General features: G+C 32.8%; 12 protein-coding genes. 11 read left to right on the top strand and 1 reads right to left on the bottom strand.

The window, feature by feature from the left end:
- The first annotated feature begins 2 nt into the window (after positions 1 to 2).
- The 11 genes from ACJDUH_RS11150 (at position 3) to ACJDUH_RS11100 (ending at position 12,077) form a co-directional block, all read left to right on the top strand.
- Positions 3 to 320: an energy-coupling factor ABC transporter substrate-binding protein gene (locus ACJDUH_RS11150; protein WP_406765275.1), complete on the top strand. Its 318-nt coding sequence runs from the start codon at positions 3 to 5 to the stop codon at positions 318 to 320.
- On the top strand, positions 317 to 1,090 hold the full coding sequence (gene cbiQ, locus ACJDUH_RS11145; protein ID WP_406765274.1) for a cobalt ECF transporter T component CbiQ: 774 nt from the start codon (positions 317 to 319) through the stop codon (positions 1,088 to 1,090). Before ACJDUH_RS11150 ends, cbiQ begins: the two co-directional genes overlap by 4 nt.
- Positions 1,091 to 1,113: 23 nt before the next feature.
- Positions 1,114 to 1,941 carry an energy-coupling factor ABC transporter ATP-binding protein gene (locus tag ACJDUH_RS11140; protein WP_406765273.1) on the top strand — a complete coding sequence of 276 codons (828 nt, stop codon included), beginning with the start codon at positions 1,114 to 1,116 and terminating at the stop codon, positions 1,939 to 1,941.
- 186 nt (positions 1,942 to 2,127) lie between these two features.
- Positions 2,128 to 2,721 (top strand): hypothetical protein, encoded by a 594-nt coding sequence (locus ACJDUH_RS11135; RefSeq protein WP_406765272.1) that lies wholly within the window; start codon positions 2,128 to 2,130, stop codon positions 2,719 to 2,721.
- A gap of 544 nt (positions 2,722 to 3,265) precedes the next feature.
- Complete coding sequence (locus ACJDUH_RS11130) at positions 3,266 to 4,696, top strand: ABC transporter substrate-binding protein (RefSeq protein WP_406765271.1); 1,431 nt, start codon at positions 3,266 to 3,268, stop codon at positions 4,694 to 4,696.
- Positions 4,697 to 4,857: 161 nt separating this feature from the next.
- Positions 4,858 to 5,832, top strand: a complete 975-nt coding sequence (locus ACJDUH_RS11125) for a carbohydrate ABC transporter permease (protein WP_406765270.1) — start codon at positions 4,858 to 4,860, stop codon at positions 5,830 to 5,832.
- The gene (locus ACJDUH_RS11120; protein ID WP_406765269.1) at positions 5,829 to 6,668 is read left to right on the top strand and encodes a carbohydrate ABC transporter permease; all 840 of its coding nucleotides are present in this window, start codon (positions 5,829 to 5,831) and stop codon (positions 6,666 to 6,668) included. Before ACJDUH_RS11125 ends, ACJDUH_RS11120 begins: the two co-directional genes overlap by 4 nt.
- Positions 6,669 to 6,692: 24 nt before the next feature.
- Positions 6,693 to 8,252: a glycoside hydrolase family 43 protein gene (locus ACJDUH_RS11115; protein WP_406765268.1), complete on the top strand. Its 1,560-nt coding sequence runs from the start codon at positions 6,693 to 6,695 to the stop codon at positions 8,250 to 8,252.
- A 59-nt stretch (positions 8,253 to 8,311) separates the two neighbouring features.
- Positions 8,312 to 9,328, top strand: coding sequence for a LacI family DNA-binding transcriptional regulator (locus ACJDUH_RS11110; RefSeq protein ID WP_406765267.1), 1,017 nt, complete (start codon positions 8,312 to 8,314; stop codon positions 9,326 to 9,328).
- 109 nt (positions 9,329 to 9,437) lie between these two features.
- Positions 9,438 to 10,763 (top strand): GH1 family beta-glucosidase, encoded by a 1,326-nt coding sequence (locus ACJDUH_RS11105; RefSeq protein WP_406765266.1) that lies wholly within the window; start codon positions 9,438 to 9,440, stop codon positions 10,761 to 10,763.
- 117 nt (positions 10,764 to 10,880) lie between these two features.
- Positions 10,881 to 12,077 carry an oxygen-binding di-iron domain-containing protein gene (locus ACJDUH_RS11100; protein WP_406765265.1) on the top strand — a complete coding sequence of 399 codons (1,197 nt, stop codon included), beginning with the start codon at positions 10,881 to 10,883 and terminating at the stop codon, positions 12,075 to 12,077.
- Positions 12,078 to 12,259: 182 nt separating this feature from the next.
- On the opposite strand, the gene ACJDUH_RS11095 is transcribed toward ACJDUH_RS11100, so the two are convergent.
- Entirely contained in the window at positions 12,260 to 12,943 is a 684-nt protein-coding gene (locus ACJDUH_RS11095; RefSeq protein WP_406765264.1) for a deoxynucleoside kinase, read from the bottom strand.
- Between the last annotated feature and the right edge of the window lie 37 nt (positions 12,944 to 12,980).

The raw sequence follows: 12,980 nt of genomic DNA, 5'->3' as shown, positions 1-12,980 counted from the left end.
CTATGGCTAAAGACAAAAAAGATAACAATATGCTAAGGAAAAATTTAATATTAGCTTTTTTAGTAATAGTCATAGCGGTTCTTCCTCTAATGTTTATAAAAAATGCAAAATTTGGAGGCTCTGATGATCAGGCAAAAGCTGAAATTACTAAGATTGATGTAAATTATAAACCTTGGTCTTCTCCAATTTGGCAGCCGCCAAGCAGTGAAATTGAAAGCCTTCTATTTGCACTACAGGCAGCAATTGGTTCGGGAGTAGTATGCTATTACCTTGGTTATTTAAGAGGTAAATCAAGGAAAGTTGAAAGTGAGAAACAATGATTTCTATAGATAAGCTATCTTACATATCAGAACTAAGAAAAATAAACCCTATGGAGAAATTTATTTTCTCTATGTTTACTATGATAGTTTGTATTTGTTTAAATAACATAATTGTTTCAATAATAACATTATTACTTATGTCAGCCATAACAATATGCATAGGTAAACTATCAGTAAAAACCTATTGGAAATTAATATTGCTACCAATGACATTTTTGATTATTGGAATCATTACAATAGCTATAAATATAGTTCAAAGTAATAGTGAATTACTATTCAGCTTCAACATATTTAATTTAAAACTTGGTACATCAGTAGATAGTCTCGTAACTGCTTTAAGAATTTTTTTTAAGGCACTTGCTTCAGTGTCCTGTTTATATTTTCTTACATTGTCAACTCCTGTTTTCGAGATTTTAGCAGTATTAAAAAAACTTAAAATGCCTAAGCTTTTTATTGAACTTATGAGCCTTATATATAGATTTATTTTCGTACTATTAGATACAGCTAATATGATTTTTATATCACAATGTTCAAGACTCGGATATTCTACAATAAAACTTTCTTATAATTCTTTAGGACAACTTATTACCTCATTATTTATACGCTCCTATAAGCGTTCTCAGGATGTTTACATCGCAATGGAATCAAGAGGTTATGAAGGTGAAATTAATCTACTTGAAAACAACTATAAGTTTTCAAGTAAAAATATAGTTATCATAATTTTCCTAGAAATATTTTTAATAGCAATTGGCATTGGTAAAATATTCTAAAGAAACAAAGGAGTCATTTTTTAATGAAGGAATACATAATAGAAACAAAAGATTTAAGCTTTCAATATCCAGATGGAACTCAAGCTCTCAATAACATAAATTTAAAAATTGAAAAGGGTAAAAAGGTATCCTTTATAGGTGTAAATGGCTCAGGTAAATCAACGCTTTTTTTGAACTTAAATGGTGTGTTGAGACCTAGTAAAGGTAGTTTAGTTTATAAAGGAAATATAGTAGAATATAATCAAAAGTCATTACTGGAGCTAAGAAAAAAAGTAGGTATAGTTTTTCAAGACCCTGAAAATCAGCTTTTTTCAGCAAGTGTTTATCAGGAAGTTTCCTTTGGTGCTATGAATCTAAAACTAAATAATACTGATGTTAAAACTAGAGTTGATGAAGCTCTAAAAAATGTAGGAATGTATGATTACAAGGAAAAAGCTGTGCATTTTTTAAGCTATGGTCAGAAGAAAAGAGTATCAATTGCAGATATTCTTGTAATGAAACCGGAAGTTATAGTATTTGATGAACCTACTTCAAGTCTTGATCCTCTGCATGCAAAACAGATTGTTAGTATCTTTGATGAGCTTAATGAAAAAGGTATAACTGTCATCTTATCAACTCATGATGTAGAATTGGCATATTCCTGGTCTGACTATATTATTGTTATGAAAGACGGTGAAATATATAAGGAAGGCACCCCCTATGAGATTTTTTCAAATGATTATCTAATAGATGAATGTTATCTGCAAAAACCATTAATACTTGACATGTTTGAAACTCTTTGTAACTGTAAGAAGATATCTGCAGATGGTAAGGTACCTAGAAATAAGGAAGAACTCTTTAGTTTGCTCTGATTACTAATTATTTTGTTAAAATTATGTTAGACATATTTTATAATTTCATTATGTGCTATAATTAAAAAAATAGTAAATTGAATTTGGATAAGGTTCATTTGAAAGACTTTAATAGATATAAAATAAAAATTAATAATTTTTTTTACCTTCTAATATAGAGGGTACTTATATTCTAAGGAGATTGAGATGAGTATCTTTAATAATAGTAAATTAAAGGTTAAAATTGATAATGCAAATGAAGTGTCAGATTTTAACATTAATTACAACAAGCTTAAAAATATTGAAGAGTTTAAAGAGAGTCTTTTGGAGAAATTATTGGGAAACAACTTGTGTTTGACTATTATAGATTCGAAGCTTCAGTATAAGGAACTTAATAGCTCCCTTGAGAAATTAAAGCTTTCACTTGATGAACAAAATATACCATATGAAGAAAAGATAATAAAGGAGGATGAAGCAGTTAAGGTTCTAGGTATAGCTATGAAAGTTTCCGGCAGCACCAAGGCAAAAAGATGGATACTTGGGATCATAATTTCACCTGATTGTCTAAATAGGATAATGGAGATAACCAAAGATTACAACATTTATTATTACTTTGATTTTAATGAAACTAAAGAGAATGAATTGCTTGAAAGAACTTCAGATTATTTAAGCGATGAGGAAGAATTCTTTAATGATTTTGGCTTAAGTCTATTTGATGGTATCGCATTTCAAAACATGAATATTAAAGCTAGTACTAAATATGTTAATTATGTTAATGATATAATAAAAGATTTTACATAAATTTATTATAATATGTAACTTATAAAGCAGCTGAGTAATTTTTACTTAGCTGCTTCTTTCTCTTTCTAAACATTTTTCTTCTTATATTGATTATTAATTGATAAATTATTTATAATATTTAATATTGTAAATCGGTTAAGAGGGATTAAATGTATTTCTATGATGTAGGCAGCGATATGCAGATGATTATTAATGGCTTTGTACTTTTAAGGGCTGTGGCCTTTGATGTTCTCTCTAAAAAGAAGGAAAGAAGTTAAGAATTTATAGAAAACAGTCATAGAAAGCGGTTTCGAAACATATAATATAGGCTTACATTATTTGTTAATTATTTGACATATAAATTATTGACGCATGTTATTTTTTCAACAACTTATTAATATACATTTGAGATATAAAGCCGATTTTTGAAGTATTAACAAATTATTAAGAAAATTACAAAAATATATTGTAAAATAAAAGCAACTATGATAATATTTAATTATGGAATGAAACCGGTTTCCATAATTGACATTAGTTTAAAATTATTTTTATGGGGTGGTAAAAAATGAAAAGAAGGACTCTTGCATTAGCACTTTCTTGTCTAATGACAGTAGGTCTGTTTGCAGGCTGCTCTAATTCAGCTGCTACAAATGGGCCAAGCACTGACAAACCTGGTACTGCTACTAAGACACTTAAGGTTTGGTCTTTTACTGATGAAGTAAAAACCATGGCTTTGGCATTCCAAAAAGAACATCCAGACGTAAAAATAGAATACACCATGATTCCAATGACAAATGGCGAATTCCAAACAAAACTGAAATCAACACTTCAGTCAGGAGATGTACCTGATGTTGTTTCACTAGAAATTTCCTTTGTAAGAGAATATGTTGAAAGTAATTATTTATCAGACCTATCAGATTTATTACCTACAGCTAAAGACCTTGGAACATACCAATTTACTTTAGATATCGGAACTTATCAGGGTAAAACAAAAGCATACTCCTATCAGGCTACTCCTGGTGCAATGTTCTATAGAAGAAGCCTTGCTAAACAATATTTTGGGACTGATGACCCAGTTAAAATTCAAGCACTAGTTTCAGATATGAGTAAGTTTGAAGCAGCAGCTAAGACAGTTAAAGAAAAGTCCAATGGAAATACCTATATGGTTGCTTCTACAGGTGACTTTGCTAATTTATACTTTGCAAATCGTAAGTCTCCATGGGTTGTTGATAACAAGCTTGTAATCGATCCCAAGGTTAATGAACTTTTAGATATGGCAAAATCCTTCAGACAAAATGGTTATGAAGCTCAGGCAACACAGTGGCAGGAAGGCTGGTTTGCTGGAATGAACGATTCTCTAGTAGATGCAAAAGGTAATGCAAAACAAGTATTTAGTTACCTGCTTCCTACTTGGGGACTTCCATATGTTTTAATGTCAAATGCTGCTCCTAAGGACAATGCTGACAAAACTGCTAAAGTTGGAAAAGATACTTCTGGCGACTGGGCTTGCATAGATGGACCAATGCCTTATCAATGGGGCGGAACTTTTTTAGGTGCATTAAAAGATTCTAAGAACCAGGACTTAGCTAAGGAATTTATAAAATTCTGTACCTTAAATGAATCTACTCTTAAAAATTGGGCAACTGGTGTCTACACAAATGATTATTTAAAGAAAATAGATCCAACTATAGGTGATAAGCTAGCTCAAGGCGCTGGAGACTTTGTATCAAGTCAAAAGGTAGTTAATGCAATAATACCTGAGTTTGATAATGCTACAACTAGTAAATTCTTAGCTGGACAAAACTCCTATAAGAACTTTGCACAAATAGCACCTAATATTAGTCTTAAGTTAATCCAAGCTTCAGATGATGCTATTCAGCGTGCTTTAAATGATCCTATGACTAACTATGCTTCAGGAAAAGCTACAAAGGACGAGGCTGTAAAGCAATTTAAGGATGCTGTTAAAAATGCCTTACCTGATTTAAAGGTAGATTAAGCTTATTTATTATAAAGAAAATCTGCGGTGCTTATGCAGCATCGCAGATTTTATCAATAATATTAAGAAATATAAAGAGTTTAAATTAATTTTAATAATCTACATCCTTAATAGATAAAGTTATTTAAGAAGTTTCATTTTTAAAGAAAGGAAGTTTTGCCGTGTTAAATAGCACTTCTAAATTAAAAAAACGCAGCAGTAAAATAAATAAGAATTACTATGGCTATTTATTTACTGCTCCCTTTATAATAGGCTTTTTAGCATTTAGTTTCTATCCTTTGATTTATACTTTTTATTTAAGCTTTACGAATATGACACTTATGGGTGATGGCTATAAGTTCGTAGGACTTGATAATTTTAAAACTCTATTTCAAGATAATTACTTTCTTCAGGCCTTAGGAAACACATGGAAGATATGGCTGCTTAATTTTATTCCTCAGATCGGCTTTGCAATGCTTTTATCTGTCTGGTTTACCAGTACTAGACTTAAACTAAAATTTGTAGGGGTTTGGCGTGCTATTTACTATTTACCCAATCTTTTAATGCCAGCCACTATAGCTGTATTATTCTTCAATCTATTTTCACTTTATGGTCCTGTTAATCAGATAACTGTACGTTCAGGAATTGTAAACAGTGCTGTTGATTATTTTAGAAGCACCGGTTGGACACAAGGAATCGTTGTTTTTGTACAGTGGTGGATGTGGTTTGGGTCTACCCTTATTATTCTTATGGCAGGTATGACTTCTATTTCCCCAAGCTATTATGAATCAGCAATGGTTGATGGTGCAAGCGGTATGCAAATGTTCAGTAAAATAACGCTGCCCCTCTTAAGACCAATTCTTGTTTATACATTAGTTACTTCCTTAGTAGGTGGTATGCAAATGTTTGATATTCCATACATGCTGACTGATGGAAGAGGTTCGCCAAATGGTTCAATTATGACTATGAGTGTGCTTATGTATATGAAGTTTTCAAGCAGCAAAGGCCATATTGGAGCAGCAGCCAGCGTTGGTATAATAATATTTATTGTAACAGGCATTGCAGCTCTAATAGTATTAAGATTGCTTAGAGATAGAGAACCTAAAGGTGGTAAAAGTACAGCTAAAAAAGCAGTAAAGGGGGATATAACAGCATGAGTTATAAAATGAAAACAAGACTATTAAGAATCTTCGTATACGCTGTATTAATTATTTTATTAGTTATATGTGTTTTACCTCTTTGGATATTACTAGTTAATTCTACCCGTACTACTGCTCAAATACAGCAGGGAATCAGCTTAATTCCGGGTCATAATCTTATAAGAAATTGGCATACACTTACAGGCAGAGGCTTTAGTATTTCACGTGGATTCTTAAACAGCATTGAAATTTCTGTTTCAGTTACTGTTCTAACAGTATATTTCTCTATGATGTTTGCCTATGCTATTCATGTTTACGATTTTTCATATAATAAGTTGATTTATGGCTTTGTAATTATTTTGGTTCTATTACCTACACAGGTATCAATAATTGGTTTCTATAGATATATGTCGAATTTAAAATTAATTAACTCATATATTCCACTTATTTTACCTGCAATTGCTGCACCGGGCTCCATATTCTTTGCAAAACAGTATCTAGATGCTGTAATTGTCAGAGACTTAATTGATGCTGCTAGAATAGATGGCTGTAGTGAATTGAAAATATTTCATAAGATAATGCTTCCAATTGCAAAACCAGGCGCCTTCACAATGGGTATATTTGCCTTTGTTGCATCTTGGAACAACTTCTTTACACCTTTCATCATGATATCAAAGATGAAGCTCTACACCTTGCCAATGCTTGTACAAACCTTAAGAGGTGATACCTATAGAACTGAATATGGCAGTATTTATCTCGGTCTTGCGGTATCAATTGTGCCAATAATAGTTGTTTATGCTATTTTTTCAAAGTATATTGTAAATGGAATAGCTATGGGAGCAGTAAAAGAATAAACTATCCAGAAGGTTGGTGCTATTATGATTAAAAATCCAGTACTTCCAGGCTTTCATCCAGATCCAAGTATAATTTGTGTGGATGGAACCTTTTATGTTGCAAATTCTACTTTTGAATATTTTCCAGGAGTTTGTATAAGCCACTCAAAGGACTTGGCAAATTGGAGCAGTATCCCTGCACCACTTAATAATATTCATATGCTTGATATGAGGGGCAATCCTAAATCAGGAGGAATCTGGGCTCCTTGTCTTAGCTACTCTGAGGGCTTATTTTACCTAGTGTTTACAGATGTAAAAACATGGACCTTTAGTCCATTTAAAGATACACCAAATTATATTACAACAGCAGAAAGTATTGAGGGTCCCTGGAGTGACCCCGTATTTGTAAACTGTTCAGGTTTTGATCCATCACTTTTTCATGACAGCGATGGAAGAAAATATTTAGTTAATATGGAATGGGATTATAGAAAGCAGGGAGACGCTCAATTTACAGGTATTCTGCTTACTGAACTCCATTCTAAAACCTTAAAACCTATTTCAAAACCAGTAAAGATTTTTAGAGGCTCTGATAGAGGCTTGGTAGAAGGACCTCATCTTTATAAAGTAAAGGATTATTATTATCTTATTACTGCAGAAGGAGGTACCTCCTATGATCATGCAGTTACTGCAGCAAGGTCGAAAAGCATCGAAGGACCATTTGAGCTTCATCCAAATAAACATTTGGTAAGTTCTAAGGGTGCTCTTAATTCTTATATTAAGAAAGCTGGACATGGAAGCATATGTGAAGGACCTGATGGAAGATGGTTCGCAGCTTTTCTCTGCGGTCGTCCTATTGATGAAAGTATGCGATGCCCACTTGGAAGAGAAACCTCCATAGCTGAAGTTGTTTGGAAGGATGCCTGGCCTTATCTTAAAGACTTTACAATGCTTCCTCCAGAAAGCTTTGAGGGCTATGGTAAAAAATTAGAAAAAAAAGAAATTAAATATAATTTTAATGATGAAAGCTTTAAAAATGATTTTATGTCTCTGCGTGTTCCAGCACAATATGAACTTCTTAAAGATGACATATTGAGATTATATGGTAAGGAATCTTTATCCTCAGTACATAATCAGAATATGCTTGTAAGAAGACAGACAGCTTTTAGTTTTGAAGTTGAAACCTGCCTATCTTTGCCCTTCGATCATTTTCAAAAGATGGCAGGACTTATTTACCGCTATGATGAAGAAAACCAGTATTACTTGAGGCTTGCTTATAATGAGGAACTTGGAGAAAAGTCATTAGCAATACTTAGCTTTAATAAAAATAATTTTTCAATGCCTTTATTAGATAAAGAAATACCTGTAGGAAATGGGAAGGTCTATTTAAAGCTTACAGTAAAAAATAGATTTGGATACTTTTCTTATGCAAAAGAGGATTTAAAATGGCAGGTAATACCCTGTAAAATTGATTCAAGCATCATATCTGATGAATATGCTGATCCTATGGGCTTTACCGGTGCCTTTGTAGGTATGAGTTCTCAGGACTTAGAAAGTAACAGTTCCTATGCAGATTTCTATTATTTTAAGTATAAGGTATTAGATTGAAGTACAAATTTGCATGGTATATAATGTAAGATATAATTTAAGAACCGAGGTAGAAGATTGTGGTAACAATATATGATGTAGCAAAACTAGCAGGTTGTTCACCTGCTACTGTATCTAAGGTATTTAACAACTATAATGGCGTTAACGAATTGACCTATAAAAAAGTAATGGATGCTGCAGAAGAGCTTGAATATATACCCAATACAAATGCAAGAGCCTTAGCTACAAGAAAAACTTGGCTTATTGGAGTGCTTTTATCTGAAGATGTAGGAACAGGTATAGCACATCCCCATTTTAGCGGGATTTTGCAAAGCTTCCAAAGCAGAGCTTGGGAATACGGCTATGATGTGCTCTTTGTTAATAAAAAGATAGGAAATAAGGAAGAATCCTATCTTGAACATTGCTTATACAGAGGTGTTGATGGAGTACTTCTTGCAGCTGGAGCTACACATACACATGAAATTCAATGTGTTCTATCCAGCGATCTTAAATGCGTATCTGTAGAAATGGTGTACCCAGGAAAGTATACTGTAATTTCAGACAACAGGATGGGCACAATGCAGGCTTTGGAATATCTTTATTTTCTTGGTCATAGAAAAATTGCCCATATAGCTTGTCCTCTTTATAGTGTTGCTGGTAAGGAACGTTATGCAGCTTATAAGGAATTTTTAAAATTAAAAGGACTTGAAGAAAATCCTAATTATGTTGTTGAAGCTGAAGATTATGTCCCAGAATCAGGCGCAAGAGCAGCTAGTAAGCTATTGCAGCAGTGTATAGGGGATTTACCTACTGCTGTTTATATAGCCTATGATGAGGCTGCAGTATTTGCAATGACTACTTTTCAAGCGCAGGGCTTTAGAATTCCTGAGGATTTATCTGTTGTTGGTTTCGATAATTTACGAGTATCAGGGCTTACATCACCTTCACTTACTACAATAGAACAGGACAGAGAAACAATTGGCAAAAAAGCAGCTGATATACTGATTAAACTAATTGAAAACAGACCTATTGAGGAAGATCTTGAAAATAGAGTTCCTACCAAATTAATAGTAAGAAACAGCTGCATGAGGATATAAAAAGATAAGGACTACAGGTAAAAGTCCTAAATGGACTTTTACGGGTAACCTAGCCAATGGAAGTGGCGAGTTCAGGTTACCCAGTACAAGGAATACAGGAGGGAAAAATATGAATTTTAATAAAGAGTTTATTTTTGGTGTAGCTACTTCCTCTTATCAAATAGAAGGCGCTTATAATGAGGACGGCAAAACCCCTTCTATTTGGGACACATTTGCAAAAACTGAAGGCAATGTTTTTAATATGGATAATGGTACTGTGGCTTGTGATCACTATCATCGCTATAAAGAAGATGTTTCAATAATTAAGGACTTAGGTGTAGACTCTTACAGGCTTTCTATAGCTTGGCCTAGAATATTTCCTGAGTATGGTAAATATAATCCGAAGGGAATGGAATTCTATAAAAATTTACTTACAGAGCTTAAAAGCAAAGGTATTAAAACTGCAGTTACACTATATCATTGGGATCTACCACAGTGGGTGCAGGATATGGGAGGCTGGGAAGTTAGAAATACAGCTGATTTATTTACAGAGTATGCAGAAAAATGTTTTACAGAACTTAATGAACTAGTAGACATGTGGATTACTCATAATGAACCTTGGTGTACTTCAATTTTATCAAATGCCATTGGTGAACATGCACCTGGTAAAAAGGACATATCTGCAGCTTTAAAGGTTGCACATCATCTACTTTTATCCCATGGAATGGCAGTAAAAGCCTATCATAAATTAGGTTTTAAAAAGCCAATAGGCATTACACTAAACCTTACACCAGCATATGCAGCCAGTGGTAGCTTTTCCGATAAACTAGCTGCAAATAATATGGATGGTACTTTTAACAGATGGTTCTTGGAGCCTATATTTAAAGGAAGTTATCCCATAGATATAGTAAACTTATACTCATCACGCTGTTCAGACTTTACCTTTATAAAAGAGGGTGACTTTGATATTATAGGCGAAAAGTGTGATTTCTTAGGAGTAAACTACTATAATCGCTCATTAGTTAAATTTGATTCATTGGCTCTTTCCCTGTGCAGCGCTGCTTATTCCTCCTATGCTAAAACAGACATGGGATGGGATATATCACCTGATGAATTTATTGATTTAATAAAAATGGTCAGAGAGAAATATACTAATTTACCTATTTATATTACGGAAAATGGGTCCTCCTTTAGAGATATTGTTCTTAATGGACATGTTCACGACACAGGAAGAATTAATTATTTATTAAGCCATCTACAGGCAGTAGCAAAAATGAATGAATTGGGCTTAAATGTTGCTGGGTATTATTGTTGGTCTCTTTTAGATAACTTTGAATGGGCACATGGATACTCAGAGAGATTTGGTATCGTATATGTAGACTTTGAAACACAGCAGCGTATAAAAAAGGATAGTTTTTATAAATATGCAGAAATAATTAAAAAGCGTTCAGTTTAAAAAATATCTCAAGTTAGAATTTGCTTTCTAACTTGAGATATTTTTAATTCTTGGATTTTTACATAAATTATGCTTAAGTGGATAAAAATATAAGAAGTGTGTAAGGAGGCTGAAGCTATGAAAAAGTTAAAAGATAATGTTTACTGGGTTGGTGCAACAGATTGGAAGGTGAGACATTTTCACGGTTATGAGCTATCTACCCATAGAGGTAGTACCTATAATTCATATCTAATCAAAGATGAAAAAACTGTTCTAATAGATACTGTTTGGGAGCCCCTGACAGATAGATTTATAGAGAATTTAAGTGAAGTTGTAGACATTAAGGAAATAGATTATGTAGTTATGAATCATCTAGAGCCAGATCACTCAGGTGCACTTCCAGCTATAATGGAATATATTCCAAATGCAACTATTATAGTTTCTAAAAAGGGCGAAGAAAGTATTAAGAGACATTATTATAAAGATTGGAATTTAAAGATAGTTTCAAACGGGGAAAAATTAAATATCGGAAAGAATAATTTAACCTTTGTTGAAGCTACTATGCTCCATTGGCCAGACAGTATGTTTACATATTTAGATGGTGAGAATATATTATTTTCTAATGATGCTTTTGGCCAGCATTTTGCTTCCTCAGGAATTTTTAATGATGAAGTTGATGAAGCTGAGGTCTATCAAGAAGCTTTGAAATACTATGCAAATATTTTAACTCCTTTTAGTAAGATGGTAACTAAAAAAATAGAAATTCTTAAAGAGCTAAAGCTGCCTATTGAAATTATAGCGCCGAGTCACGGTATAATATGGAGAAAGGATCCTATGCAGATTGTAGAAAAATACTATGAATGGGCCAGTGGTAAATCAGAAAACAGTGCGGTAATAATCTATAATTCAATGTGGGGTGCAACTCATAAAATGGCAGAATTTATAGGTAAGGGAATAGGCCAGGCAGGAATAAGCTATAAGATCTTCAATATTTCCACTGCTGATAGAAATGATGTAATGGCAGAAGTGTTTAAGTCTAAAGGTGTAATACTAGGTTCCTCAACAGTAAATAATGGACTATTAACCTCCTTAACGCCTGTTATTGAAGATTTAATGGGACTTAAGTTTATTAATAAAATAGGAACCTCCTTTGGAAGCTATGGCTGGAGCGGAGAAAGTCCAAAGCTCCTTACTGATTATTTACAAAAGGCTAAAATAAAAGTTGTACAGGAAGGATTAAAAATAAAATTTATGCCTGATGAGAGGGACTTAGAAGAATGCATTGAATTCGGCAGAGAATTTGCTGAATTTGTTACAGCTTCCATGAATCAATAATTATCAATATCATTTATTTCAGCTTTATCAAGATAAGAACACTATGAATTAGGGGCAGTAGCAAAATATATACTAATAAGAAAAATAGATCAAATATATAAAAGTTAATTTTATATATTTGATCCAAATTTCGTATTATAATAGTCATTTTGCGACTACCTTAATTATGTAACATAAAAGGATTAAATTTTACCTTCAATTTCCTTCAGTTTATTATCTATTAAGCCTAGAACATAGGCCTTATCCTTTTCATTTCCAATAAAGTCAAGCCCATCGACATTTATGGTTAGCAGAGGAGATATATCATACTGTGAAAAATAAGCTCTATATTCCCTATTAAGGTGCTCCCAATAATCTCTTTCAACTATTAGCTCATAAGCTCGGCCTCTTTTATTTATTCTTTTTATGGCTTCATCTGTGCTTATTTCAAGATAAATCATCAATTTGGGCTTTTGAACATGTTCCAGCATATTTTGCAGCAGTTCACAGTATAGTTCAAATTCTACAGTAGACATTTCATTATTGTCATGAAGCAGCTTAGAAAAAATCGCATCTCCATAAATACTTCTATCCATAATTGCATTTTTAATCTCTGCAGCTTCCTTAATATGTTTGAAGCGCTTATTTAGAAAGAAAATTTGTAATGGAAAGCTGTAGCGCTGCCTGTCATGATAAAAATCATCCAGCAAAGGGTTATCCACTACCGGTTCAGGGAAAGCTTTAAAACCTCTTTCTTCTTCTAATAATTGCATAAGCGCAGACTTACCAGCACCTACAACAGCATCTATAATAATAGAGTTATTTTGTTTCATTGAGTTATATCCTCCATATCCAACATGATTAAGTATTTCATTATAAAAGGACATTTTAATATCTCCTTCAATTTAATAATTACATTAAAAT

Source organism: Candidatus Clostridium radicumherbarum (assembly GCF_045310525.1).
GTDB lineage: Bacteria > Bacillota > Clostridia > Clostridiales > Clostridiaceae > Clostridium_AT > Clostridium_AT radicumherbarum.
This window is presented reverse-complemented; position numbering and strand designations above follow the sequence as displayed.

Bases quoted from the DNA above. Each gene is read 5' to 3' on its own strand.
- ACJDUH_RS11120 (WP_406765269.1), top strand. From the start codon at position 5,829: ATGAGTTATAAAATGAAAACAAGACTATTAAGAATCTTCGTATACGCT.
- ACJDUH_RS11150 (WP_406765275.1), top strand. From the start codon at position 3: ATGGCTAAAGACAAAAAAGATAACAATATGCTAAGGAAAAATTTAATA.
- ACJDUH_RS11095 (WP_406765264.1), bottom strand. From the start codon at position 12,943: ATGTCCTTTTATAATGAAATACTTAATCATGTTGGATATGGAGGATAT.
- ACJDUH_RS11135 (WP_406765272.1), top strand. From the start codon at position 2,128: ATGAGTATCTTTAATAATAGTAAATTAAAGGTTAAAATTGATAATGCA.
- ACJDUH_RS11105 (WP_406765266.1), top strand. From the start codon at position 9,438: ATGAATTTTAATAAAGAGTTTATTTTTGGTGTAGCTACTTCCTCTTAT.
- ACJDUH_RS11130 (WP_406765271.1), top strand. From the start codon at position 3,266: ATGAAAAGAAGGACTCTTGCATTAGCACTTTCTTGTCTAATGACAGTA.
- cbiQ (WP_406765274.1), top strand. From the start codon at position 317: ATGATTTCTATAGATAAGCTATCTTACATATCAGAACTAAGAAAAATA.
- ACJDUH_RS11100 (WP_406765265.1), top strand. From the start codon at position 10,881: ATGAAAAAGTTAAAAGATAATGTTTACTGGGTTGGTGCAACAGATTGG.
- ACJDUH_RS11115 (WP_406765268.1), top strand. From the start codon at position 6,693: ATGATTAAAAATCCAGTACTTCCAGGCTTTCATCCAGATCCAAGTATA.
- ACJDUH_RS11140 (WP_406765273.1), top strand. From the start codon at position 1,114: ATGAAGGAATACATAATAGAAACAAAAGATTTAAGCTTTCAATATCCA.